This is a genomic window from Nocardiopsis sp. TRM 82005, from assembly GCF_056312425.1.
In genome coordinates, this window is sequence record NZ_JBWDTQ010000021.1 from 113021 (window position 1) to 136713 (window position 23693).

The following is a 23693-nucleotide window of genomic DNA, read 5'->3' on the forward strand; positions in this document are numbered from 1 at the left end:
GGCGCTCAGACGAAGAACTCAGGCGCCGGTACCGGGAGGGGTGATCCCGGCGTTGGTCTGCCCACTACCTACGGTAACGATCGCGCGGGGGAGGGCCTCACCCGACCCGTCCCTGCGGTCGCTCAGGTCGGGCAGGCGTACCGGCTTGCCGTCGGCACGGGCGGCGCGGGCGGGAGAGCGGCCGATCCAGCCGAACAGCAGTGTGTCCTCGCCCTTGAGGTAGCGGTGACAGCGCACGCCGCCGGTGGCCCGGCCCTTGGTCGGGTAGACCTCGAACGGTGTGATCTTGCCCGAGCCGGCCTGTGTGCCCTCCAGCGTGTGGGAGGAGCCGGAGATGGTGACCACCACCGAGTCCTCCGGGCTGGGCACCGCGCCGAACCACAGCACCCTCGCCTCCTCAGAGAGACGGATGCCCGTCACGCCGCTCGCGGGCCGTCCCTGGGGGCGCACGGCGGTCGCGGAGAAGCGCAGCAGCTGCGCCTCGGAGGTGATGAAGGCCAGGTCCTCCTCGCCCGTGGACAGCTGGGTGACGCCCACGACGCGGTCGTCGTCCTTGAGGGAGATGACCTCGAAGTCGTCCTTGTTGGGCGGGTAGTCGGGGGAGACCCGTTTGACCACGCCCCCGCGGGTGCCGGCGACGAAGCCGGGGCCGGAGGCGTCCATCGACACGACCGACACCACCCGCTCGTCCTCCTCGAGTTGGACGAACTCGGCCACGGGCAGCCCCGAGGCCAGCGGCGGCCCCTCCCCGCCCTCGTCGGGCAGTTCGGGCAGCTCCACCACCGGGACGCGGATCATCCGGCCCAGGTCGGTGACCAGGCCGATGTCCGAGCGCGAGGTGGTGGGGACGGACACGTGGACCGCGTCGTGCCGGGTGCGCAGGCCTTCGTACACGCTCGGCACGGTGGCGCCCTTGCTCCGGCCGACCGTGCCGTCCACGCCCATCAGTACGTGACAGGGCTGGTCGGCCATCTCCAGCGGGATCACCGCGCTGCGCGAAGCGCCGTCGCTCTCACGCAGCTGGGTGCGGCGCGGGGTGGCGAACTGCTTGGAGACCTCGCTCATCTCCTTGGAGACCATGCGGCGCAGCTTCTTGTCCGACTCCAGGACCTCGGTGAGGGCCTCGACCTCCTTGTTGAGCTTGTCCCGCTCGGTCTCCAGCTCCAGCCGGTCGAAGCGGGTCAGGCGGCGCAGCGGGGTGTCCAGGATGTAGCGGGCCTGGATCTCGGACAGGTCGTAGGCGCCCATGAGCGCCTCACGCGCGCCCGCGGTGTCGTCGGCCTCACGGATCAGGGAGATGACCCGGTCGATGTCCAGCAGGGCCACGAGCAGGCCGTCCACCAGGTGCAGGCGCTGCTGGCGCTTGGTGCGGCGGAACTCGCTGCGGCGGCGCACCACGTCGAGGCGGTGGTTGACGTAGACCTCGAGGAGCTCGCGCAGTCCCAGTGTCTGGGGCTGGCCGTTCACCAGGGCGACGTTGTTGATGCCGAAGGACTCCTCCATCGGCGTCAGGCGGTACAGCTCCTCCAGGACGGCCTCGGGGTTGAAGCCGTTCTTGAGCTCGATGACCAGGCGCAGGCCCTGGTTGCGGTCGGTGAGGTCCTTCAGGTCCGAGATGCCCTGGAGCTTCTTGTTCTGTACCAACTCCTTGATTCGGCTGACGACCTTCTCCGGGCCCACGCTGTAGGGCAGCTCGGTGACCACCAGACCGGTGCGGCGCGCGGAGACCTTCTCGATGGAGACGGTGGCGCGCGTCTTGAAGGTGCCGCGGCCGGTTCGGTAGGCGTCGCGGATGCCGTCCAGCCCGGTGATGGTGCCGCCGGTGGGCAGGTCCGGGCCCGGTACGAACTCGGTGAGTTCCTCCAGGGTGGCGTCGGGGTGGGCGATCAGGTGACGGGCGGCTGCGATGACCTCGCCCAGGTTGTGCGGGGCCATGTTGGTGGCCATGCCCACCGCGATCCCGGAAGCGCCGTTGACCAGCAGGTTCGGGAACGCCGCGGGCAGGACCTCCGGCTCGGTCTCCTGGCCGTCGTAGTTGGGCCCGAAGTCGACGACGTTCTCGTCGATGGAGGAGACCAGCAGCTCGGCGGCGTTGTCCAGGCGGGCCTCGGTGTAGCGCATGGCGGCGGGTGCGTCGTCGCCGCCCAGAGAGCCGAAGTTGCCGTGTCCGTCGACCAGCGGCACCCGCATGGCGAAGGACTGGCTCAGGCGCACGAGCGCGTCGTAGATGGCGCTGTCACCGTGGGGGTGCAGTCGCCCCATCACCTCCCCGACAACACGGGCGCACTTGACGTGGCCGCGGTCGTGCCGGAGCCCCATCTCGTTCATCTGGTAGAGGATGCGCCGCTGCACGGGTTTCATACCGTCGCGCGCGTCGGGTAGCGCGCGTTGGTAGATGACCGAGTAGGCGTACTCCAGGAAGCTGCCGCGCATCTCCTCGGAGACGTCGATGTCGATGATCTTCTCGGCGAGATCCTCGGGGGGACGGGTAGTAGTACGGGCCATGTCCGTAATTCTGGCCTGTGCCAGAGACTGAAACGTACACAGACGCGTGGTTGGGCGCGTGTGAGTCGCATGACGCATGGGTTTTTGTCTATCTCCGAGGTGGTTTTCGCCCCATGGGCGGGTTGAGGCGAAAACCACCGTCACCAGAGGGAGGGAAGAGGCCCAACCGCCGGTCACAGCTGGTTCTCCCCGGACCCGCGGGGACGCCGGAGGGCCGGTGTCCCCGCGGTGTTCCCGCGGTCGCGGCCGTCGTCAGCCGGTGAAGGGAATCGTGATCGAGGCGCCGTCCTGGGGGCCGACCAGAACCTTCGAGGGCTGACTGCCCAGGGCGCTCCACAGCTCGACGCGGACGGAGCCGCCGTCCAGGTCACCGAGGGTTCCGTCACCGCTGACCACGCCCCGGTCCTGCGTGTACTCCTCCCAGCCGTCCCGGTCGTCGGTGGCGAAGTAGCTGTAGGTCTCCGTCCGGTCGTCGGTGCCGTCACCGTCCAGGTCGTAGACCACGCGGACCTGGACCGCGTTACCGACCGCGCCTCCGGAGTCCACCGGCAGGGAGAACGCCGTGGTGCCGCCGGTGTGGGAGCCGGTCAGGCCGTCGGCGCTCAGGACCACCCGGTCGTCCGGCGGCAGGCCGTCCTGGTTGCCTCCTCCGGCGGAGGCCATGGTGATATCGCTCACGGAGTCGTGCGGGGCGTCGGAGAGCGCGGAGGGGGTCAGGTGGAGGCGTCCGTCACCGACCCCGCCGTCCCCCGGATCCCCGGGCTCGTCCGGATCCCCGGGCTCGTCCGGGCCCCCGGGGTCGCCACCGCCGCCCTCGCCAGCGGTGGAGGCCAGGGAACGCGGCTCCACGCGCAGTTCGACGCCGTCGGAGAAGGAGACGGTCATCGGGTCCGGGCCGGGGTTGAACGCGGTGTGGGTACGGGTTCCGCCGTCGTCGAAGACCGCGTAGTGCGCGGTGTCGGCGGTGACGGAGGTGTCGACGGTGCCGACCTCGGCGAGTGTGGAGACCCACTGATAGGTGTGCGGCTTGGAGCTGCCCGCCTCCGGTTCGTAGGTGTCCCACTGCTCCTCGAACATGCGCAGGGCGTCGTCACCGTCGGAGAGGGCGCGGTGCGCCCAGTGGATGTCGCGCCAGATCCTCGGTTCGCCGCCGAGGCGGTCCACCAGGGACTCGTACATGGCTCCGGCGTGCTCGGGGTCGTGCCCCAGGTACAGCGAGCCCGCGGTGAAGGGCAGGTAGTTGATGCCGTAGTGCTCCTCCTCGCCGCCGTCCCACCAGATGCGGTAGTCGCCGCCGTCGCCCCAGACCATGCCCACGACGTCGTGCTCGAAGCCCTCGGGGAAGGTGTCGCCGCCGTGGTCCTGCCAGTAGCGGGCGATGGCGGAGGCCTGGGTGGTGTGCAGGTACACGCCCAGGTCGCGCAGCTCCTCGTCACCGGTCAGCGAGCCGAACAGGGCGGTGGCTGCGGCGAAGTGCATGCCCTCGGACGAGGATTCCTGGTTGTTGCCCGAGGCGAACCCGGCGTGCCCGGAGGCCCAGCCGTGCCCGGCGTAGGGCGAGAAGGAGCGCAGCCGCGGGAACATGTCGTCGTCGGGGTCGGTGGCGGCCACGTCGCGGACGAGCAGGCGGATCATGCCGCCCCAGGAGTCCTCGTCGGCCCAGTCGCTGTCATAGCGGGCCACCACGGCGGCGGCCGAGACGAAGTAGCCGTAGTGGAAGTCGTGGTCGTTGAGCTCCTGCGCGGCTCCGAAGCTGTCGGGGTAGCCGAGCATGGCGCCCCACTCGGTGTCGTGGTGGAACTGGCGTGTGCCCCCGGCGGTCAGCCAGTCCTCCAGGCGTTGCCTGACCAGGTCGAGGAGTTCGTCGCGGGCCTCGGTGTGTCCTATGGAGTCGGCGATGGGCACGAGCTGGGCCAGCCGTCCCATGGCCTTGCCGTCCCAGTAGGTGTCGCCGGGCTCGGGGAAGGGTTCGGAGTCGGCGAGGACCTCGTCGATGAGTTGGCGCATCCGGTCGTGGTCCGCGCTGTCGACCGTGGGCAGGTTCGGTAGGACGCCGTTCACGGTCAGCTCGGTCGTGAAGCTGGCGCCCTCGACCACGCGCATCTCGCCGCGCGGCGAGGCGTAGGAGAGGCCGGTGAGCTCGGTGGCGGCGTTGTCCCACTGGTGGGGGTAGAGCGCCATCAGGGTGCCGGCCGCCCCGTCCTCACGGGCCTCGGTCCGTAGCCGGTAGGTGCTGGTCAGGGTGGCGGCGGCCTCGTCGTAGTCGTACTCGACGATGGAGCCGGTGACGAAGGAGTGGGCGTGCGGGGCGAAGGCGTCCAGGTCCTCGGGGGAGGGCAGCACCGCCACGGAGTAGTGGCCGTCGTCACCGGTGGCGGCGGTGAAGGTGTCCCCGGACCGGGACCAGGGAGCGCCGGAGGGTGCGAAGAGGGCGTAGTGGCGGCCGTCGACGCTCGCGCCGATCACCGGCCCGTCCTCGTGCCAGACCTCGGGCGGGCTGGAGAAGGCCACCTCGGCATCGCCGCCGCTGGTCTCGGCGTAGGCGAAGGGCAGGCCCTGGCCGATGGTGGCGCGCAGGGCGGAGCCGCCGCCCTCCCAGTGCGCGGTGACCGTCCAGTCGCCGCTGTCGGCTACTCGTGTGTCGGGGGAGTCGAGCCCGGTCACGCCCAGGGACAGGTCGGCCGTGTGCGGGTGCTCGTACTTGAGGCCCTCGGCGATGACCTGGGGATCCTTCGGATAACCCATCTCCAGTCCACCCGAGTGGGGGCGGAAGGTGGCCGGGTGGGCGAAGAGGTTCTCGCCGTACGGGTTGTCGGGGTAGCGCTGGAAGATGAGGGAGGACCACCACTCGTTGGTGGGGGCGGGGCCCTCGTAGTCGCTGGTGACCTTGGGCGAGACCGGATCGCCGTTGAGGTCGGAGGGGCCGGAGGCTCCCTCGGGGCGGGCGTCGGCGTAGCTCCCCGCTCCCACCTGGACCTGCGCCGCTGACGCGGACGCGCTGGCGGCGTCGACGCCGTCGTGGGTGACGGCCAGGGCGGACGTTCCGGCGACGGCGAGTGCCGCCGCGGCCGCCAACGCCCCGAACCGTGTGTTCCGCCGGGACGAGGCCCGGGAGCGTGGGTGGCGGGAGCCCGATCGACTCCATGGATGCTGCATGGTGCGCCTTTCGCTCGTTCTCGCGGGAGGACGCTCTCCGGATTTGCGGGAGCGCTCCCAGATGTGAGCCCTGGCGATGAGTGTTCAGTCGGACACGGAGGAGCGCAATGCCGGGAAAGTGGAAAGTTCTCTTTCTGTTACAAGTTTGATCTTGTGTGCTTTTCTGGAACTCAGTCCCGAAGCGGCCATCCTGGAGCGTCCTTGGGGAAACGGGCCTGTGGACCATCACTTCGCTGTCCCCGGGCTCTGGTACCAAAGGACGTATGGCCACACCCACCCCTGACAGCACCTCCCACACCGACGCCACCGGCGGCGCGCTGCGCGAACGCGCCGAGGCACACCTGCGTGCCCTGGCCGGGGAGTCCGCCCGGCTGCGCGAGGACCAGTGGACCGCCATCCACGCCCTGGCCGCCGAGCGTCGCAGAGCTCTCGTCGTCCAGCGCACCGGTTGGGGCAAGTCGGCGGTGTACTTCGTGGCCACCGCGCTCAGGCGCGCCGAGGGGGCGGGGCCCACCGTCATCGTCTCCCCGCTGCTGGCGCTGATGCGCAACCAGATCGCCGCCGCCGAGCGCGCGGGTATCCACGCGCGCACCATCAACAGCTCCAACACCACTGACTGGGAGACCACCTACGCCGACGTGGCGGCGGGTCTGGTCGACGTGCTGCTGGTCAGTCCCGAACGCCTCAACAACCCCGAGTTCCGCGACCGGGTCCTGCCCGAGCTGGCCGCCGGTGCGGGCCTGGTCGTCATCGACGAGGCCCACTGCGTCTCGGACTGGGGACACGACTTCCGCCCCGACTACCGGCGCATCCGCTCCCTGTTGCACGACCTGCCCGACGGCGTCCCGGTGCTGGCCACCACCGCCACCGCCAACGAGCGCGTCACCCACGACGTCGCCGAACAGCTCCGGGCGGGCGGCGAGCGGGAGGACACCCTGGTCCTGCGTGGTTCCCTGGAGCGCGAGAGCCTGCGCCTGGCCGTGGCCCGACTGCCCGACTCCACGGCACGGCTCGGCTGGCTGGCCGAGCACCTGCCCAAGATCCAGGGCTCGGGCATCGTCTACACGCTCACCGTCAGCGCCGCCCAGGAGACCGCCCGTTTCCTGGCCGAACAGGGCATGGACGTACGCGCCTACACCGGCCAGACCGATCCCGAGGAGCGCCGCGAGGCCGAGGACGCCCTGCTCGCCAACCGGGTCAAGGCCCTGGTCGCCACCAGCGCCCTGGGCATGGGCTTCGACAAGCCCGACCTGGGCTTCGTCATCCATCTGGGCGCCCCGCAGTCCCCGATCTCCTACTACCAGCAGGTCGGCCGTGCCGGACGCGGTGTGCAGCGGGCCGAGGTGGTGCTGCTGCCCGGACGCGAGGACACCCAGATCTGGGAGTACTTCGCCGGGCTGTCCTTCCCGCCAGAGCAGACCGTACGCCAGACCCTGGAGGTGCTCGCCACCGCCGACCGGCCGCTGTCGCCCGCCCACCTGGAGACCCGGGTGGACCTGCGCCGCACCCGCCTGGAACAGATGCTCAAGGTGCTGGACGTGGACGGGGCCGTGCGCCGGGTCCGGGGCGGCTGGGTGGCCACGGGGCAGCCGTGGACCTACGACGCCGACCGCTACGCGGCCGTCAGCCGGGCACGCGAGCGTGAGCAGCGCGCCATGCTCGACTACCTCGACCTCGACACCTGCCGCATGGAGTTCCTGCGCCGCCAGCTGGACGATCCCGGGGCCATGTCCTGCGGACGCTGTGACGTGTGCACGGGTGAGTACTGGCCCGCGGACGCCGACCCCGCCCGGCGTGAGGCCGCCGCAGAGCAGCTGGACCGCCCCGGCACGCCGATCGCGCCGCGCCGCCAGTGGCCGACCGGGATGAACACCCTGGGCGTGAACCTGTCCGGCAAGATCAAGGAGGAGCTGCGGGCCGGAGAGGGGCGTGCCCTGGGCCGCCTCACCGACATCGGCTGGGGCAACGAGCTGCGCCGCGTCCTGGCCGTCGACGCCCCCGACGCGCCGGTGGACGAGCGCGTGCTCCAGGGTGTGGTGCGGGTCCTGGCCTCCTGGGGCTGGGAGAGCCGCCCCGTCGGGGTGGTGACGATGCCCTCGCTCACCCGGCCCGGGATGATCACCGACCTGGCCTCGCGGCTGGCCGAGCTCGGACGGCTCACGCCCGTGGGCGCGCTGGAGTACCGCACCGAGCGCGGACCGGGGCCCCGCAGGCACAACAGCGCGATGCGCCTGGAACAGGTGTACTCGGCCCTGGTGGCGGGGGAGGAGCTGACCGGGCGGATGGCCGAGCTCCAGGAGCGCACACCGGGTCCGGTGCTGTTGGTCGACGACTTCGTCGACACAGGCTGGAGCCTGACCGTGGGCACCGCGCTGCTTCGCGGGGCGGGGGCGCCCGAGGTCCTTCCGCTCACCCTGGCCACCACCGGAAGCTGAGCCGGCGACGGTGGTCCCGGGCGGCGGGGCGCGCGGGCGGGAGCGGTGGACCGCGGCGTCGGCCAGGTCGCGGTCGACGTGCCGTTGGACGGGTCCACCGCTGTGTCGCCCGGTGCCTCGCGGACCTGGATCCGTTGTGTGGCAGAGGTTTGCGCAGGCCCTCGACCTTGTGGAGGCAGGGGTGCCTCGAAGTAGGATTGTCGCGGTCCCGGCTCGGTCCGGGCACTCCTTCACGGTTTCACCGGCAAACCTGACAACTTCATGGAGAAGGGGCGGACTATGCCGCACCGGCAGGACGAACAGGCCTGGATCGAAGGTTGGGAACAGGCTCGACGGCTCAAGGAGGCCCTGCTCGCCGAGAAACCGCTACCCGTCCTGCCCTATGTCCCCGTGCGCCTCCAGGCGCGGGAGGTCGCCCACGCCGAACTGGTGATGGACTACTCCCGCTACTACGGGCAGGACGTCACCTACCAGCAGCGTTCCGGCTTCTACTTCGGCTCCCCGATGTTCGTAGCCGCGGGTCTGGCCGGACAGGCGATCGGCAACGCCAGCGCCCGCTCACGGGCACAGGCGATGGCGGCTCCGCAGTGGCGCGAGTTCCAGCGGGTTGTCGCCTATCTGACCAACCAGCGGATCATCGCCCTGATCGGAGGCCACCGCTGGCTGTCGTGGTGGCACGGGGGCATCATGCAGGCCGAACCCCTGCTGGAGCACTGGAGCCTCGTGCAGCTCTTCGAGGACTGCGAACCCCTGCGATGGCAGGGCCCGTGCGTCCCCTGGCTGGCCGTCGCGGTGGTCTACCTCGGCTTCGGCACCGAGCAGCTGCGCAACCATCCCCGGCTCGCGCCCCTCACCCCACCGACGGTCGGCCACGGCGAGCCCGCTCCCACGGGGATGGCCGCCGACCAGACCTACGGCGGCCATGAACCGCCCCGGTAGCCAGGGCATGCGTCGGCGGACGCGCCGACCCCGCCGCGGGACGGACAGCCCCGCGAAACACGGTCTAACGGATGCGCTGGCCGCGCGGTCTGCTGCGGCGGACCGGCTCGCCCTCGCCCAGATCCGGGCGTGCGCCCGGCTGGTGCAGGGCGCGTGCCGCCAGGTGGTGCGCCCGGCCCAGCGCCTCCTTGGGGTGGCGTCCGACCAGCCACGCGGGCAGGAAACCGGCGATGAACGCGTCACCGGCGCCCACGGAGCCCGGGGACGGGTCCACGAGCTCGGCGGGCGCGGTCACGCAGTCCTCGCGGGTCTTGGACGCCCACAGGCCGCCCTCCTCGCCGAGCTTGAGCACCACGTTCGGGAACCAGGCGGTCAGCACCTTCGCGGCGGCCTCCGGCTCGTCCCGTCCGGTGAGCACCCGGGCCTGGGCGACGTTGGCGAACAGCAGGCGCGCACCCTGGGTCCAGTCCAGGAAGTTCTCCGCGCCCGCGCGCTCCAACGGCGCGTGCGAGCCGGCGTCCACAGAGATCGACATCCCGCTCTCGCGGGCCATGCGCAGCGCCACCCGGGCGGCGCGCCGGGAGTCGGGGTTGATCAGCGTGTACCCCGACACGTGCAGGTGCCCGTCCGGGCCGAACACGTCGCGGGGCAGGTCCTCGGGCTGTAGGCGGGCGTTGGCACCCGGATCGCTCAGCATCGTCCGGTCGCCCCGGTGGGTGATCATCACCACGCAGGTGCCGGTGGAGCGCTCGGGGTCCATCACCATGCGCGAGTCCAGGCCGTAGCCCATGAGCTCCATCTCACGAGTACGGCCGGTGATGTCGGAGCCCCGGCGACCGACGAACGTGGTCGCGGTGCCCTCCACGGCCAGCCACGAGGCGATGTTCGCCCCGGAACCGCCGCCGTACATGACCACGGACGCCGGAGTGTCGCTGCCGCGAGCCAACGGGTGGAACGCGCGTGCGACGGCGTCGGTCATCAGGTCACCGATCACGACCACTCGTGTCATTTCGCCAGCCACCGCCGAGGGTTATAAGGATCTGTGCTCGCACGACGTTAACAGGTGAACTGTCAGCGGCGTGTAACGAAGTGACAGCGCCCCGGCCACACTGGGACCAATGCCTCGCCGAAGCCCGAATCCTGTCAGGACAGGACTTCCTGGACTCGTGTGGTCGAGCCCGCGCGGACGCACCGCGCGAGGTTTTCGGACGGGGTTTTCGCGGCGCCCGCACGAACTTTCACCGGATTCGGCCGTTTGTCGTCTAGTCTCGCAGTCGTGCAGTCCTACCCGAACCACTGGGAAGCCGACGTCGTCCTCACCGACGGAGGCACCGCGCACCTGCGCCCCATCACCCCCGAAGACACCGACCTGCTCCGCGAGTTCCACGCCCGGCTCTCTCCAGAGACCGTCTACTACCGGTTCTTCGCGCCCTACCCGAAGCTCTCCGACCGAGACGTCAGGCGCTTCACCAACGTCGACTACGAGGACCGTGTGGCGCTGGTCGCCACCATCTCCGACTCCCTCGTCGCCGTGGTGCGCTACGACAAGGTGGCGCCGGAGGAGGCCGAGGTGGCCTTCGTCGTGGAGGACGCCCACCAGGGCCGCGGTCTGGCATCGGTACTGCTGGAGCACATCGGCGCGGCCGCCCGCGAACGCGGCATGCGCCGCTTCATCGCCGACGTGCTGCCCGAGAACCGGCGGATGATCAACGTCTTCCGCGAGGCCGGGTACACCGCCCAGCAGACCTTCGACGAGGGCGTCATCCGCCTCACCCTCGACCTACAGCCCACCGACGACTCCACCGAGGTCATGCGGGCCCGCGAGCAGCGCGCGGAGTCGCGCTCCATCGCCCGCCTGCTCTTCCCGGAGTCGGTCGCGGTCATCGGCGCCAGCCGCACCGCCCACACCATCGGCCAGACCGCCCTGCGCAACCTGCTGGGCGGCGAGTTCCAGGGCCCCGTCTACCCCGTCCACCCCGAGGCCAAAGCCGTCGTGGGCGTGCGCGCTTACCCTTCGGTCCTGGACATCCCCGACCAGGTCGACCTCGCCGTCGTGGCGGTACGCGCCGACACGGTGGTCGACGTGGTCGAGCAGTGCGCCGAGAAGGGCGTGCACGGGCTCATCGTGGTCAGCTCCGGGTTCGGCGAGGTCGGTCCCGAGGGCCGCGCCCGCCAGGACGAGCTGGTGCGTACCGCCCGCGCCGCCGGGATGCGCGTGGTCGGCCCCAACTGCCTGGGCATCGCCAACAGCGACCCCGCGGTCTCGCTCAACGCCACCCTGTCCCCGGATCTGCCGCCCACCGGCACGATCGGGTTCTTCTCCCAGTCCGGTGCCCTGGGCCGCGCCATCCTCCAGCGCGTCGCCGAACGCGGGATGGGCCTGTCCACCTTCGTCTCGGCGGGCAACCGCGCGGACGTGTCCGGCAACGACCTCATGCAGTACTGGCAGGAGGACCCGACCACCGAGGTGGTGTTGCAGTACCTGGAGTCGCTGGGCAACCCGCGCAAGTTCACGCGTTTGGCCCGACGCCTCGCCAAACTGAAGCCGGTGGTGGCGGTGCGCAGCGGCGGCTCGACGCGGACCACGCCCACCGGCCACGCCGCGGGCGGGCTCTCCCTGCCCGACTACGCGGTCACCTCGCTGTTCCAGCAGGCCGGGGTGGTGCGGGTGGACGACATCACGCAGATGTTCGACGCCGCCCAGGTGTTCGCCTACCAGCCCGTGCCCGAAGGGCCCCGCGTGGGCGTCATCGGCAACTCCGACTCCCTGGAGCTGTTGGTCAAGGACGCGGTCGTGCGCCAGGGGCTCAAACCGCACGACCCGGTCAACCTGGGGCCGCAGGCCACCGCTGAGGATTTCGACCGCGCCCTGGAGGCGGCGCTGGCCGCCGAGGACGTGCACTCGGTCGTGGTGGTGTTCGTACCCGCGCTGCACCCCATCTCCGACGATGTGGCCCGGGTGCTGCGGGCCCGCTCCCTGAACTCGGCCAAACCCATCGTCACCACCTACCTGGCCCGCCAGGGAGTCCCCGAGGAGCTGCGCCACGTCGGCGCGCGGGGCGAGACCCTGCGCGGGTCGGTGCCCTCCTACCCCTCGCCCGAGGACGCGGTACGCGCCCTGGCCTACGCCACCCGCTACGCCCAGTGGCGCAACCGCAAGCCCGGACGCCACCCCGAGCTGCCCGACATCGACCGCGCCCGTGCACGCGCCACCATCGCCCGAGCGCTCAAGAACGCCACGACCTCGGCGGACGACATCGCCTGGTTCGGCGGGGAGCGCCGCTACGACGAGGAGAAGGCGGTCTCCGACGAGGACGCCCGCGACCTGCTGTCCTGCTACGGCATCACCGCCTACCCCGGTATCCCGGTCTCCTCGGAGGAGGGGGCCGTGGTGGCCGCCGGGGAGCTGGGCTACCCCGTGGTGGTCAAGGCCGACTCCCCGGACATGCGTCTGCGTGCGGGCGGTGCGTTCGTGCGCGCCGACCTGCGTGCCCCCGAGGACGTGCGCAGCGCCTTCGCGTCCATGTACGACCGCTTCGGTGAGGAGGCCCCGCTCGTCGTGCAGCGCATGGTCGCCCCCGGCGTGCCCACGGTCGTCCGGGCGGGAGACAACCAGTCCTTCGGCTCGGTGGTCTCCTTCGGCCTGGCGGACGTGACCGCCGAACTGCTCGACGACCGGGCCTTCCGGCTGGCGCCGCTCACCGACATGGACGCCGCCGACATCATCCACTCCGTGCGCGCCGCCCCGCTGCTGTTCGGGCTGCCCGCCGGTGCGACCTCACTCGCCGAGCAGCCCAACGTGGAAGCCCTGGAGGAGCTCCTCATCCGGGTGTCACGCCTGGTGGAGGCATTCCCCGAGATCGGCTACATCGATCTGGACCCGGTTCTGGTCAACGCCACGGGAGCCCATGTGCTGGGTGCGCGCATATGGCTGCGCGAGGCTCCCGAGGTGCGGCCCGACGCCGGTCCTCGGCGACTGCGCGGGGTGACGTTCTGATCATGGGATGGGCGTCCCGTTTCACGTCCCGGTCGCGAAGTGTCACGGGAAGAGGGCAGGATAGGAGTATGAGGAAAACACGTGCCGTGTCCACGGACTGGCGGCAGGAGATCGAGCGCAGCGGGTACTACCCGGCGCTGGTGATCGACGCCGTCGCCAACGTCCTGGGTGACGAGAACGCCGAGTCGTTCATAGTGCACCACGAGGCGACCTTCGACCCGGCCATGGAGATGCGGCGGCACATCACCGTGATGCTGCTGACCGCGACCCGGCTCGTGGTGTGCCACACCGATGAGCACCCGCCCACCGAACCCGGTGGCACCTCGCACGCTTCCACCACGACCGACAGCATCCAGTTGGGCAACATCCAGTCGGTGGCCCTCACCCGGGTGGTGCCCAACCCCGCCCAGTACACGCCGGGCAGCCTGCCCAGCGAGCTGGTGTTGAGCGTCAACCTCTCCGTGAACTGGGGCGCGATCGCCCACATCGACCTCGAACCGGCCTCCTGCGCGGACGAGACGTGCGAGCTCGACCACGGTTACACCGGAGCGATCACCGCCGAGCCCCTCACCCTGCGGGTGAGCGAGGCGGCGGACGGCGCTCCGGCCGTCTCGGCGATGATGCACTTCGCCGACGCCCTGTCCACGGCGACCACCCACCGCTGAGGCCGCCGGGACCGGGGAGCCCCGTGCCAGGGTGGTGCGGTCCCGGCATCCGGTGTGGGCGGACGCGGCGGGTGGCGACGAGGGGGAGCCCGCCGTTTCGGGTAACACGTGGATCGCCGCCCGTATCCGGGACTCAACGAACTCGGCGCGGCGAAGCGTGGTGCCTTGACAACGGGGCCGTCTAAGGTTGAACCGGATCCGTGCATACTGCGAGACGCGTCCGGTCACGAGCCCGACGTGTACGCGCGCCGAGGCCCGCGCGCGTTCCCACCCCTCCCCGCACACGCGAGGACGCACCCGGAGAAAGGCCCGCCTGCGATGACGCAGCACCCGTCCCCGACATCCCCGGACGACACGCCCCTGGTACGCCTGACCGTTGACCGCGCCATCGCCACGGTCACCCTCGACTCCCCCCGCAACCGCAACGCGTTGTCCGCGCGGCTGCGCTCGGAACTGTCCGAGGCCCTCGCCGACGCGGTGGCCGATGACGAGGTGCGCGGCATCGTGCTCACCGGTACCGGTCCGGTGTTCTGCGCGGGAGCCGACCTCAAGGAGGTCGGCGCGGCGCTCCAGGGCGCCCCGGTCGAACCGGCGCCCGAGCTTCCCGAGGTCTTCGAGCAGATCATGGGCGCCCCCAAACCGGTGATCGCCGTCCTCAACGGTGCTGCTCGGGCCGGTGGTATCGGCCTGGTGGCCGCCGCCGACATCGCGTTGGCGCCCAAGAGCGCCACGTTCGCCTTCACCGAGGTGCGTATCGGCGTGGTTCCCGCCATCATCTCCGTCCCGGTGTCCGCACGGATGCACTCGCGCCAGCTCAGCCACTACTTCCTCACCGGCGAGCTGTTCGACGCCTCTGCCGCCGCCAGGGCGGGGCTCATCACCCAGGCCGTCCCCGACCGGGACATGGAACACGCGGTGGACGCGGTTCTGCAAGGGATACGGGGATCGGCACCGCGCGCGCTGTCGCGCACCAAGGATCTCCTGGGAGAACTGGGCACGGGCGCGCTGGCCGCCCCGGACCGGCGCACCGAGGCGTTCACCCGGATGGGCGAGCTGTCCGCCGAGTTCTTCGGGGGTGAGGACGCGGCCGAGGGACGTGCCGCCTTCTTCGAGAAGCGCCCGCCGCGCTGGGCCCGGTGACCAGGTCATCCGCATGCCGGGGGGCGCCTCCGTGGCGCCCCGAAGGTCGGACGCCCGGATCACCGGGCGTCCGATCCGTGTGGCCCGGGTGCGTCCGCTCCCGACCACAGGCCACAATGGTCGGGTGAGTTACTCCGGAGATACCAGGGTCGGTGGTACCGCCGACCTGCGACGACTACCGCATCTGACGATCACCAAACTGGCCGTCGGACCGATGGACAACAACACCTACCTGCTGCGTTGCCGTGCCACCGATGAGGCCGTGCTCATCGACGCGGCGGCCGAACCCGACCGCATCCTGGAACTGATCGGCGAGAACGGCCTGACGAGGGTGATCACCACCCACCGTCACCAGGACCACTGGCAGGCCCTGGCCGAGGTCGTCGGCCAGACCGGTGCCCGCACTGTCGCCCACCCCGATGACAGTGGGGAGCTCCCGGTCTCCGTGGACGAGCCCGTCGTGCACGGAACGCGTGTTCCCGTGGGGGAGAGCTTTCTGACCGTCATCCACCTGCGTGGGCACACACCCGGGTCGATCGCCCTGCGCTATGACGACCCCAAGGGCCACACCCATCTGTTCACCGGTGACAGCCTCTTTCCGGGCGGTGTCGGCCGCACCTGGTCCGACGAGGACTTCCGTGTCCTGTTCGGGGACGTGGAGGAGCGCCTCTTCGGATCGATGGCCGACGACACCTGGGTCTACCCCGGGCACGGGAGCGACACCACCCTGGGGGCTGAGCGCCCGCACCTGGGTGAGTGGCGCGAGCGCGGCTGGTAGGGGGCTCAGGCACCGAAGCAGCAGAAGCCGATCCGCCCGAGGTGAACGGCCACCGCCTCGGGCAGGGGGACGCCCGCGGTGAGCGAGCGGTGGAAGTGGTGCATCGCCTCGCTGGTCCTCTCGTCCCCGACGGGGACGGGGCTGGCCACCACGGTGCGGACACCGGCGGCGAGCAGCGCGCCCGCGAACCCCAGCGGGTCCCCGGCACGGCCGGCGAAACCCCGACCGCTCCAGCAGGTGGACAGGATCACCATGTCCGGTACCCGGGACAGGGCGGTCAGGTCGCAGGCGAGCAGGGGGCCGTCGCCCAGCTCGACCGAGGCGAGCATGGGCGACCGGTGGGGAACGCGTCCGTGCCCGGCCAGGTGGACCAGGTCGGCCTCCCCGAAGGCGGCCAGGACCGCCGAGCGCCGGGCACGCTCGGCGGTGAGTACGTGTGCCCCCGGATAAAGGTCGGCCAGCCCGGCCACCTCGCGCCCGGCCCCGCCGGGGCCGGGCGCGGCCACCAGCAGTGCCCGCCCCGGCACGGCGGACGTGGTGGTCCCGGAGGAGACGCGGTTCAACCAGAACCGCGCGGTGGGCACCAGGTGCACCGGGCGGTCCCGCAGCGGGGGGAGCACGCCCCAGGGCGGGTCTCCCAGGTAGGGATCGCCCGCCACCACGAGCGAACGGTCCCCCAGCAACGGCAGCAGCGGGCCGAGCAGGGTTCTGGCGGCGGTCTCGGCCACATCCCGGGTGTTGGACCCGGCCGGGTGCCCGGGAAGCAGCATCGGGTGGACGAACCGGCCGAGTACCCGTGCCACGCGGGAGAGCGGTCCCAGCACGCGGGCGTGTACCCGTCCGGCCACGGCCACGAGCGCCACGGCCTCTTCTCCGGCCCGCGTGTACCGGACGAAGGCCCGGTCGCCGAGGCGCTCCAGCAGCGCGTCGGTCACGGGTTCGGGACGGAGGACCTGTCGGGAACCGCTCGCGTGCTCCCGTGCGGGCGTGGAGGACGGCGGGGAGCCGGCCGACCGCGCTGACCGCGCCTCGTGGTGTGCCTGCCAGCGGGCGGACTCCAGGCGTCGGGCGACGGCGTTCGGGTCGCGGCCGTGGGTCAGGGCGTCCCTGTAGCGGTCGGCCAGCGAGGCCGTCGCCGGTGTACGCACCCGGGGGCCGGGAACGTGGGGTACCGCCCAGGTCCGGGCCAGTTCCGCCCATTCCAGGGCGGTCACCGCGTCATCGGCCGCCAGTGCGTTCCCCAGTCCCGCCTGGACCACGTGGGGGTCTTCCCCCGCACCCGCGAGCCAGGGCCCCGGGAGGCGGGACGCGGCGTGCTCCAGCTCGTCCAGTGCCCGGTGCGGCTCGGCCGGCCCGCGCGACTCCGGTGCAGCCAACGGTCGCCGGACGGCCAGGGCGTCCCGTGCCCGTGACACGGGCCGGGCACGGTCGTCGCACAGCGCGATCCGCTCCAGGCGTGCGGCCAGGCCGTACCACAGGGAGCCCGTGCCGAACGTGTGCCGGACCCGGCGGGTGAGCTCGACCGTGTGGAGGTGGTCGCCCCGCAGCAGACACAGCTTGGCCTCCACCAGCATGGTGTTCGCCGACGCGGGCGCGCCGTCGGCCCAGGGCCCGTCCGCCAGGGCCGCCGCCGCGTCCTCCACCAGCCCTTCGGCCAGCAGGGCCTCGGCCAGGTCCACGTGCAGGGCCTCCCGCCGCTCCGGAGGCAGACGGTCGGTCAGGCTGTGGAAGGTGGCGATGGCCGCGGAGGCGTCTCCCCGGTGGAGGCTCAGGCATCCCAGGTTCTGGCGGACCACCATGTCCATCAGCGGCAGGTGGCGCTCCTCGGCCAGGGAGCGGGCCTCGCACAGGTGGTCCTCGGCCTGTGCGAAACGGCCGCACATCGTCTGGGCCAGCCCCAGGTTGAGCAGGACCCCCGGCATCACGGTCGCGGATTCGGCCACCGGATGGCCGCGAAGCCGTCGGTGGGTGTCGGCCAGCAGCGCCACGGTCTGCTCGAACATGCCGCTCTGCGCCAGCCGCACCCCGTGGGTGACCCGGGCGAGCAGCGATCTGCCGGAGTGCGGAGCGGTGTGGCCGTGCCCGTTCCCTCCACCGGGGAGGAGGGAGGCCGCGGGGGATGCGGAGGACGGGGGATCCGGCTGGGTGCACAGGGACACGTAGGGGATGCCTTTCGCCGAGGGGCGGGCCGATCCCAGGAATAGCAGCCGTGAGGGGCGCACGGGAGTGGTCGGAGCCAACACGGGAAGAATCCGGCCGTACGAACCCGGATGAAGCCGGTCGAAGGAGAGCGATCGGGGCGTGTTCGAGTCAGTCTTCAACCCGGGTTCGGAGCGTCCCGTTCTGTGGCGGCTGGGGCACAGCGGCGTGCGGCACAGGAGCGGAGCACAGCGGCGTGCGGCACCGCGGCACCGAGGGGGCGGATCGGTCGCCCGGTCAGATGGTGAACCAGTCGGTGACCACCTGCGGACGGCCCATTCTGCGCAGTGCCAGGCTGATCGGGCCACGGGCCAGGCCGGACAGCGTGAACCTGCCGTCCTCGCCGACCCGCAGGCTGTCGGAGGAGCTGGGACGGCGCACACGCAGAACCGCGTGCTCGCACTCCCCGGTGGTCAGCCCGGACAGAGCGCGCAGCCTCCCCTCCGAGTGGACCTGGAGGTCCATGGTGAGGTCACCGTGCTCGAACCGCAGGACGGTCACCGCCACACCGTCCGCCCCGTCGTCCGCGGAGCGGAAAGCCTCGGTGCTGGGAGCGGCCTCCACGGTCAACAGAGCCACGTCGGCGTCGTCGTCGCCGCGGTCGAAGGCGGCCAGGGCGGCGGACCGCCCTGCCAGAGCCCATGTCGGGGGGCCGGTCTCGGACTGGTTCCTCATGTCGGTTCCTCCAGGAGGCGGCGGAGTCTGCGGAGCATGCGGCGCCGCTGGTTCGCGGCGGTCCTCGGATTCACCTGGTCGTCCGCGGCGCGGGGGTCGTCGGGGTCCGGGGGCGCACCCGCACCCGCGGACTCGTCGAGGTAGAGCAGGGCGGCTCGCCGCTCCCCGGGGTCGGTGAGCCGCCGGATCGCACGGCGCAGCTCATCGTTCTTCTCCTTGTGCAGGTACGCGGACTCGGGGCCCGGCGCCTCGGCGAAGGCGTCCCGGGAGAGGTCGTGGGGGTCGACCGGCTGGAGGCGGGCGCTCTGGCGGCGTTGACGGCCGCAGACGTCGTGGGTGACCCGGCGCAGCCAGGCACGGAGACCCTCGGGGGTGTGCAGGCGGGGCAGGTGCTGGTTCAGGGCCAGCCATACCGTCTGCACGGCGTCCTCCCGGTCCGGGGCGGACAGGCGGTAGGAGTGTGCGACCGCGTTCACGACGGGAAGGTGGCGGTCCACGATGGCCTCCCACGCCCTGTGCTCGCCCCGGCAGGCCCGCCGTACGAGTTCTGTGTCACCGGGGGCGGCATCGGAACCAGTGGAGGCGTGCCGGGCGGGGGCACCGTCGGAGCGGGGGACCGGAGAGGGGGCTGGAGGCGGGCCACCGCCTTGCTCGGCCGCGTTCTGTGTGGTTTTGTCCGTTTTCGGATCGGTCGTATCGCGGCTGGTTGTGGCCGAATCCAGTGAAGGTGGGGGTGCTTCCTTCCAAGAAAAGGTCGAAAGTACGGTTTGAGGAGATGTTTGGGTGCTGTGGATGTCCTCACGCGACTGGTCTGGCAAACCTGCCCCCACTATGATCGGACTCCCACTCGCCGGGGTTCACGCTAGTCTTCGGAGCCTCCGGACGTGGTGGGAACGCTGGAAAAGACCAGTGTGAGCGCTGGTTCTCAGTGTGCCCGTGGGGCACAATGGGGCGAAAGCATTCAGGCGGGTATGCAACCTTCTCGTGGTACGAGGGCGTCGGGGAAGCGCACTCGTTCGTACCAGGAGGTTCGGTGTCCGCACGTGGCGTCTTGTACGTCCACTCCGCGCCCGCGGCGCTGTGCCCACACGTCGAGTGGGCGGTCGCGGGCGTAGTCGGAGTGCCAGTGAAACTTGACTGGGTCGCCCAACCGGCGGCACCCGGCAACCACCGAGCCGAGCTCAACTGGCAGGGGAAACCGGGTACCGCGGGCGCGGTGGCCTCAGCGCTGAACACGTGGCAGCGCCTGCGTTTTGAGGTGACTGAGGAGGGGTCGCCGGGCTGCGACGGCATGCGTTACAGCTACACGCCGTCCCTCGGCATGTTCACCGCCGTCACCAGCGCCGCGGGGGAGGTCCTCGTGCCCGAGGGGCGCCTGCGCCTCGCCGTGGAGCGGGCCGCCGCCGACGGCACCGACCTGGCCGCCGAACTCGAACGCCTCACCGGCCGCGCCTGGGACGAGGAACTGGAGCCCTTCCGCTACGCGGGCGACGGCGCTCCGGTGCGCTGGCTTCACGCGGTGGGTTGAGAGCCGGGCGGTGAGGGGCCCGGCCCGCCCGCCGTCGCATACCGCCGGAGAGCTGACGGGCGCCGTCGGGGCCCCGGGCGGTCAGGGTGGTTCCCCCTCGCTGGGCCATATGGCGGAGGCGAGCAGGACTGCGGCCCAGATACCCAGCGGAACCAGCGGCCAGTAGGGTACGAGCTCACCGCCCATCAGACTGACCACGCCCCAGACACCGGTGAGGATCACCGCGACGCCCAGCCACCAGCGCCATTCGTCGCCCCACTCGTGCCAGGGGATGGAGAGAACGGACAGTTCCTTTCCGGAGGAGTGCCCGTGGTGGCACCGTGGGCGGGGATCGCGCTGGAACCCCGGGTCGGTGCGCGCCGTCTCCGACCAGGGCTCATGCCAGGGATCCCGTTGGATCGGTGGGCCGGGCCAGGCGGGCCCGGGGGCGAGGTAACCGGGTTCCGGAAGGTCGGCGGTCAACGAGAGCAGCTCACCGACCAGCACGGCCCCCAGCGCCAGACCGACCCGGTGGTCGTACTCCTCATGGTCCAGGCGGCCCTCGACGAACGCGGCGGTGAGGTGGTTCACCGTGAGATCGCGTTCGGCGTCCGAGGCGCGCATCTGGTTCAGCGGCAGGCGTTCATCCTCCACTTCCCACCCCCAAAGGCGCGAGTTGGTGACCACACGATACGCGTCGCACCCGGCGTGGGAAAGGGATACACGGAAGGTGAGTCCGTACTCCTCGAGGAAAGCCCCGGAGCTGCGCCGACGTCGTTCCGGCACCGCCTCACTCAGCCGTCCCGGAAAGCCCCGTGAAGGTCTCGGGAAGGCGCCGGCGGCACACCGGACGGCCTTTCGGGGCGGTCAGGAGGCCAGCCAGCGGGCGAAGGTCCGGCAGGTCGCCGGATCGGCGCCACCGACCAGCCCCGTGTGCTCGTAGGTGCCCTGGTAGCCGAACGGCGTTCCGTCCAGACGGGTGACCAGTCCACCCGTCTCCGCCAGGAGGAGAGCGGGCGCGGCCACGTCCCAGTCGCGGACCGGTACGTCCTTGACGAACAGGTGCGCGCGGCCCTCGGCGACCAGGCACAGCTTCAGCGAGATGCTGCCGCTCTCCAGGTACTCGCCGTAGCCGAAGTGCTCGTAGACCCGGCGGGCGATCCCCTCCGGCTCGGGGGTGTTGTCGGTGAGCACGCCCCGGCCGGGCGGTGCGGCCTCGCAGGGTGGCAGCAGGCGTCCGTCACGGCGTGCGCCCTGACCGCGCACGGCCGTGTAGAGGGTCCCGGTCTCGGGGGCGAACACCGCGGCGATCTCGGGCCGGTCACCGATCATCAGCGCCGCCTGGGTCACGTACCCGGGGAAACCGTGGACGTAGCTGGCGGTTCCGTCGATGGGATCGATCAGCCAGTACCGGGGCGGGCGCTCCCCGCGCAGCGACTCCGGGTCCTCCTCGCTGACCACCGGGATCCGCCCGTCGATCGCCCTGAGCCGCTCCGACAGGGCCCGGTGCGCCATGGTGTCGGCCCGGGCCTTGAACTGGCTGCCCTCCCACGTTCCGCTGAGCGCGGAGGCGTTGGACCGCCACTCCCGGAGCAGGGCCCCGACCTCCACGACCGCCGTGGCCACGGCGGTCGACAACGGGTGAGCGCCGGTCACCGTGTACGCGGCGGTCACCGCGCACGCACCGGAGCGACGGGTGTCTGACTGCCCGATGGCAGCGGCCGGTGCGGTACCGGGGAGCCCACGGGCGCGGGGGAGATGCCTTGCGCGGTGAACTCGGACTCGCTGAGGAAGTCGTCCGTCCACCGGCGTACCATCGCCACCCCCTCGCGCCAGTCGTCGGCCAGGCGGGGGCCGTCGGCGACGGCCTGCCTCAGCAGCCCGGTGATCTCGTCGACCCCGGCGGCCGCGGTCAGCGACGCGGTGGAGGAGAACCGCGGGTTGATCTCGAACACCCTCGGCCTGCCGTCACCGTCCAGGGACAGCTGAACGTTGAACGGTCCGTCGGCGCGGAGCGCGGCCTGCACCGCCCGGCAGGTGCGGATCACCTCCTGGTGGCGCCGGGTCACCGCGTACCTGGTGACCCCCTGTTTGAGGACGATCTCCTTGGGCACCACGGCCTGCACGTCGCCGTCCCGCCACACCACCACCGACACCGTGTACTCGGGTCCGGTGATCCTCTCCTGCACGATCAGTTCGTCCGCCGCGTAGCCGCCCTCGGCCACCACGTGGGCCATGTCGCGGACCGAGTCGATGACCACCACCCCGCGGCTGCCCCGCCCGCTGCGCGGTTTGACGATGAGTCCCCCGGACGCGGCGTCCGCCGCGCCGCTGGGCCACTCCGAGGCCAGCCAGGTGTGGGGCACCCCGATCCCGGCGTCCTCCAGTTCCTGCATCAGCACGTACTTGTCCAGGCAGGTGGTGACGAAGTCCAGCCGGGGGAGCAGCACCGCCACCCCGTCCTTGGCCAGTTCGTCCACGTGGACCAGTTCCTCGTCCACCAGGGGAACGATCGCAGCGGCGTTCTCGCTCGCGCACAGTGCCCGTATCCGGGGCAGGAACGCCTCGCTGTCACCCGGCGGCACCAGGTATCCGCGATCGGCCAGATACAGGCCGGGCGCGGTGGGGTCGACATCGGTCGCCACCACACGGAAACCGTGTTCGCGCAGGTGGAGAATGACTCCGGGGGTAGAAGCCGACCCTGCTGTTGTCACCACGACGGTTGGTTTTCTCGCAGGCTGCTGTGGCACCGTTCGAACCCTTCGGACATGGTCGGCGGACATGCGGAGGATGGATACTGAGCCTAGACCGCGGGGCTGTCGGACGGCTTGTCATTGGCCGGATCCGGTTGTCAGGTGAACCAGACGGGTCTCTCGCGCGTGTATTCACCGGACCCCGAGAGGAAAAGGCCGAAGACGGGTGCGCGGCGGTGCCGTGCACCCGCCCCACGTCTTCGGTGGCCTGTTCGCCGAGCCTGTCCTCGGATCTTCACCGTGCCACCTGCCTTCCGGCTACTCCTGCTCGTAGACCGGGGTGATCATCGCGCGGCCCAGAGCGTGCGAGAACAGGTTGAAGCCGAGGAAGGCCGGGGTCGCCGACTCGTCCACGTCCAGGCTGGGAACGTCCACCGCGTGCACCACGAAGAAGTACCGGTGCGGGCCGTGCCCGGGAGGCGGCCCAGCGCCGATGTAGCGGTGTGAGCCCGCGTCGTTGCGAAGGGTGACGGCTGATTCCGGCAGTCCGGAACCATCGCCGGCGCCCGTAGCCAACTCGGTGACCTCGACGGGGATGTTCGCCACCGCCCAGTGCCAGAAACCGCTGGCGGTGGGCGCGTCCGGGTCGAAGCAGGTGACGGCGAAGCTCCGCGTCCCCTCGGGGAAGCCGCTCCAGGACAGGTGCGGTGAGACGTCCTCGCCTCCGGCACCCATGATCCCGCTCACCTGGGCCTTGGGGAGGGTCTGCCCGTCGGTCACGTCGTCGCTGGTGACGGTGAACGACGGGACCTGGGGCAAGAAGTCGTAAGGGGAGGGTGGCGTGGCCACGAAGGGGCCTCCTTCGTTCGTCTGGGATGCGCTTCTGTCGCCCGGCCGGGTACCCGACGACGGCGGGTCCGGTTCCGAGCCCTACGAACATACGCCCCACCGGGAGCGCGCGTCTCGGGGCTGGCCCGCCGTGTCGGAAGACGGGGGCACAAGCC

Annotated in this window: 17 protein-coding genes; 7 read left to right on the plus strand and 10 right to left on the minus strand. The window is 71.2% G+C overall.

The window, feature by feature from the left end; translation table 11 throughout:
• Positions 1-18: 18 nt before the first annotated feature.
• Together AC0T5L_RS17605 and AC0T5L_RS17610 are read right to left on the minus strand one after the other, a co-directional pair.
• Positions 19-2505: a DNA gyrase/topoisomerase IV subunit A gene (locus tag AC0T5L_RS17605; protein ID WP_476166581.1), complete on the minus strand. Its 2487-nt coding sequence runs from the start codon at positions 2503-2505 to the stop codon at positions 19-21.
• A 252-nt stretch (positions 2506-2757) separates the two neighbouring features.
• Positions 2758-5661 carry a glycosyl hydrolase gene (locus AC0T5L_RS17610; protein WP_476166582.1) on the minus strand — a complete coding sequence of 968 codons (2904 nt, stop codon included), beginning with the start codon at positions 5659-5661 and terminating at the stop codon, positions 2758-2760.
• Positions 5662-5924: 263 nt separating this feature from the next.
• Between AC0T5L_RS17610 and AC0T5L_RS17615 the strand changes: the two genes are divergently transcribed.
• Positions 5925-8096: a RecQ family ATP-dependent DNA helicase gene (locus tag AC0T5L_RS17615; protein ID WP_476166583.1), complete on the plus strand. Its 2172-nt coding sequence runs from the start codon at positions 5925-5927 to the stop codon at positions 8094-8096.
• Positions 8097-8375: 279 nt separating this feature from the next.
• The gene (locus AC0T5L_RS17620) at positions 8376-9035 is read left to right on the plus strand and encodes a hypothetical protein (RefSeq protein WP_476166584.1); all 660 of its coding nucleotides are present in this window, start codon (positions 8376-8378) and stop codon (positions 9033-9035) included.
• 64 nt (positions 9036-9099) lie between these two features.
• Here the strand turns inward: AC0T5L_RS17620 and AC0T5L_RS17625 are convergent, their stop codons facing one another.
• Positions 9100-10035: a carbohydrate kinase family protein gene (locus AC0T5L_RS17625; protein ID WP_476166637.1), complete on the minus strand. Its 936-nt coding sequence runs from the start codon at positions 10033-10035 to the stop codon at positions 9100-9102.
• 276 nt (positions 10036-10311) lie between these two features.
• Between AC0T5L_RS17625 and AC0T5L_RS17630 the strand changes: the two genes are divergently transcribed.
• The 4 genes from AC0T5L_RS17630 to AC0T5L_RS17645 all read left to right on the plus strand — a co-directional run bounded on the left by AC0T5L_RS17630 (position 10312) and on the right by AC0T5L_RS17645 (position 15615).
• Entirely contained in the window at positions 10312-13032 is a 2721-nt protein-coding gene (locus tag AC0T5L_RS17630; protein ID WP_476166585.1) for a bifunctional acetate--CoA ligase family protein/GNAT family N-acetyltransferase, read from the plus strand.
• An 86-nt stretch (positions 13033-13118) separates the two neighbouring features.
• The gene (locus AC0T5L_RS17635) at positions 13119-13697 is read left to right on the plus strand and encodes a DUF5998 family protein (protein ID WP_476166638.1); all 579 of its coding nucleotides are present in this window, start codon (positions 13119-13121) and stop codon (positions 13695-13697) included.
• Positions 13698-14015: 318 nt separating this feature from the next.
• Positions 14016-14837, plus strand: a complete 822-nt coding sequence (locus AC0T5L_RS17640; RefSeq protein ID WP_476166586.1) for an enoyl-CoA hydratase-related protein — start codon at positions 14016-14018, stop codon at positions 14835-14837.
• Between the two features lie 124 nt (positions 14838-14961).
• Complete coding sequence (locus tag AC0T5L_RS17645; protein ID WP_476166587.1) at positions 14962-15615, plus strand: MBL fold metallo-hydrolase; 654 nt, start codon at positions 14962-14964, stop codon at positions 15613-15615.
• A gap of 5 nt (positions 15616-15620) precedes the next feature.
• Here AC0T5L_RS17645 and AC0T5L_RS17650 read toward each other — a convergent pair whose 3' ends face one another.
• From AC0T5L_RS17650 to AC0T5L_RS17660, 3 genes are all read right to left on the minus strand, one after another.
• On the minus strand, positions 15621-17774 hold the full coding sequence (locus AC0T5L_RS17650; protein ID WP_476166639.1) for a CHAT domain-containing protein: 2154 nt from the start codon (positions 17772-17774) through the stop codon (positions 15621-15623).
• 277 nt (positions 17775-18051) lie between these two features.
• Positions 18052-18489: a hypothetical protein gene (locus AC0T5L_RS17655; protein ID WP_476166588.1), complete on the minus strand. Its 438-nt coding sequence runs from the start codon at positions 18487-18489 to the stop codon at positions 18052-18054.
• The gene (locus AC0T5L_RS17660) at positions 18486-18989 is read right to left on the minus strand and encodes an RNA polymerase sigma factor (RefSeq protein WP_476166640.1); all 504 of its coding nucleotides are present in this window, start codon (positions 18987-18989) and stop codon (positions 18486-18488) included. Before AC0T5L_RS17660 ends, AC0T5L_RS17655 begins: the two co-directional genes overlap by 4 nt.
• A 533-nt stretch (positions 18990-19522) precedes the next feature.
• Here AC0T5L_RS17660 and AC0T5L_RS17665 point away from each other — a divergent pair.
• Positions 19523-20017: a DUF3145 domain-containing protein gene (locus tag AC0T5L_RS17665; protein WP_476166589.1), complete on the plus strand. Its 495-nt coding sequence runs from the start codon at positions 19523-19525 to the stop codon at positions 20015-20017.
• A gap of 81 nt (positions 20018-20098) precedes the next feature.
• On the opposite strand, the gene AC0T5L_RS17670 is transcribed toward AC0T5L_RS17665, so the two are convergent.
• The 4 genes from AC0T5L_RS17670 to AC0T5L_RS17685 all read right to left on the minus strand — a co-directional run bounded on the left by AC0T5L_RS17670 (position 20099) and on the right by AC0T5L_RS17685 (position 23538).
• Positions 20099-20650, minus strand: a complete 552-nt coding sequence (locus AC0T5L_RS17670; protein ID WP_476166590.1) for a DUF1707 SHOCT-like domain-containing protein — start codon at positions 20648-20650, stop codon at positions 20099-20101.
• A gap of 213 nt (positions 20651-20863) precedes the next feature.
• Entirely contained in the window at positions 20864-21670 is an 807-nt protein-coding gene (locus tag AC0T5L_RS17675; protein WP_476166591.1) for a 3'(2'),5'-bisphosphate nucleotidase CysQ family protein, read from the minus strand.
• Entirely contained in the window at positions 21667-22713 is a 1047-nt protein-coding gene (locus AC0T5L_RS17680; RefSeq protein ID WP_476166592.1) for an ATP-grasp domain-containing protein, read from the minus strand. The genes AC0T5L_RS17675 and AC0T5L_RS17680 overlap by 4 nt, the downstream gene beginning before the upstream one ends.
• A 294-nt stretch (positions 22714-23007) precedes the next feature.
• Positions 23008-23538 carry a YbhB/YbcL family Raf kinase inhibitor-like protein gene (locus AC0T5L_RS17685; RefSeq protein ID WP_476166593.1) on the minus strand — a complete coding sequence of 177 codons (531 nt, stop codon included), beginning with the start codon at positions 23536-23538 and terminating at the stop codon, positions 23008-23010.
• Positions 23539-23693 lie beyond the last annotated feature (155 nt).

Coding starts and splice junctions, on each gene's coding strand:
- AC0T5L_RS17605 (WP_476166581.1), bottom strand. CDS start 2,505: ATGGCCCGTACTACTACCCGTCCCCCCGAGGATCTCGCCGAGAAGATC.
- AC0T5L_RS17610 (WP_476166582.1), bottom strand. CDS start 5,661: ATGCAGCATCCATGGAGTCGATCGGGCTCCCGCCACCCACGCTCCCGG.
- AC0T5L_RS17615 (WP_476166583.1), top strand. CDS start 5,925: ATGGCCACACCCACCCCTGACAGCACCTCCCACACCGACGCCACCGGC.
- AC0T5L_RS17620 (WP_476166584.1), top strand. CDS start 8,376: ATGCCGCACCGGCAGGACGAACAGGCCTGGATCGAAGGTTGGGAACAG.
- AC0T5L_RS17640 (WP_476166586.1), top strand. CDS start 14,016: ATGACGCAGCACCCGTCCCCGACATCCCCGGACGACACGCCCCTGGTA.
- AC0T5L_RS17655 (WP_476166588.1), bottom strand. CDS start 18,489: ATGAGGAACCAGTCCGAGACCGGCCCCCCGACATGGGCTCTGGCAGGG.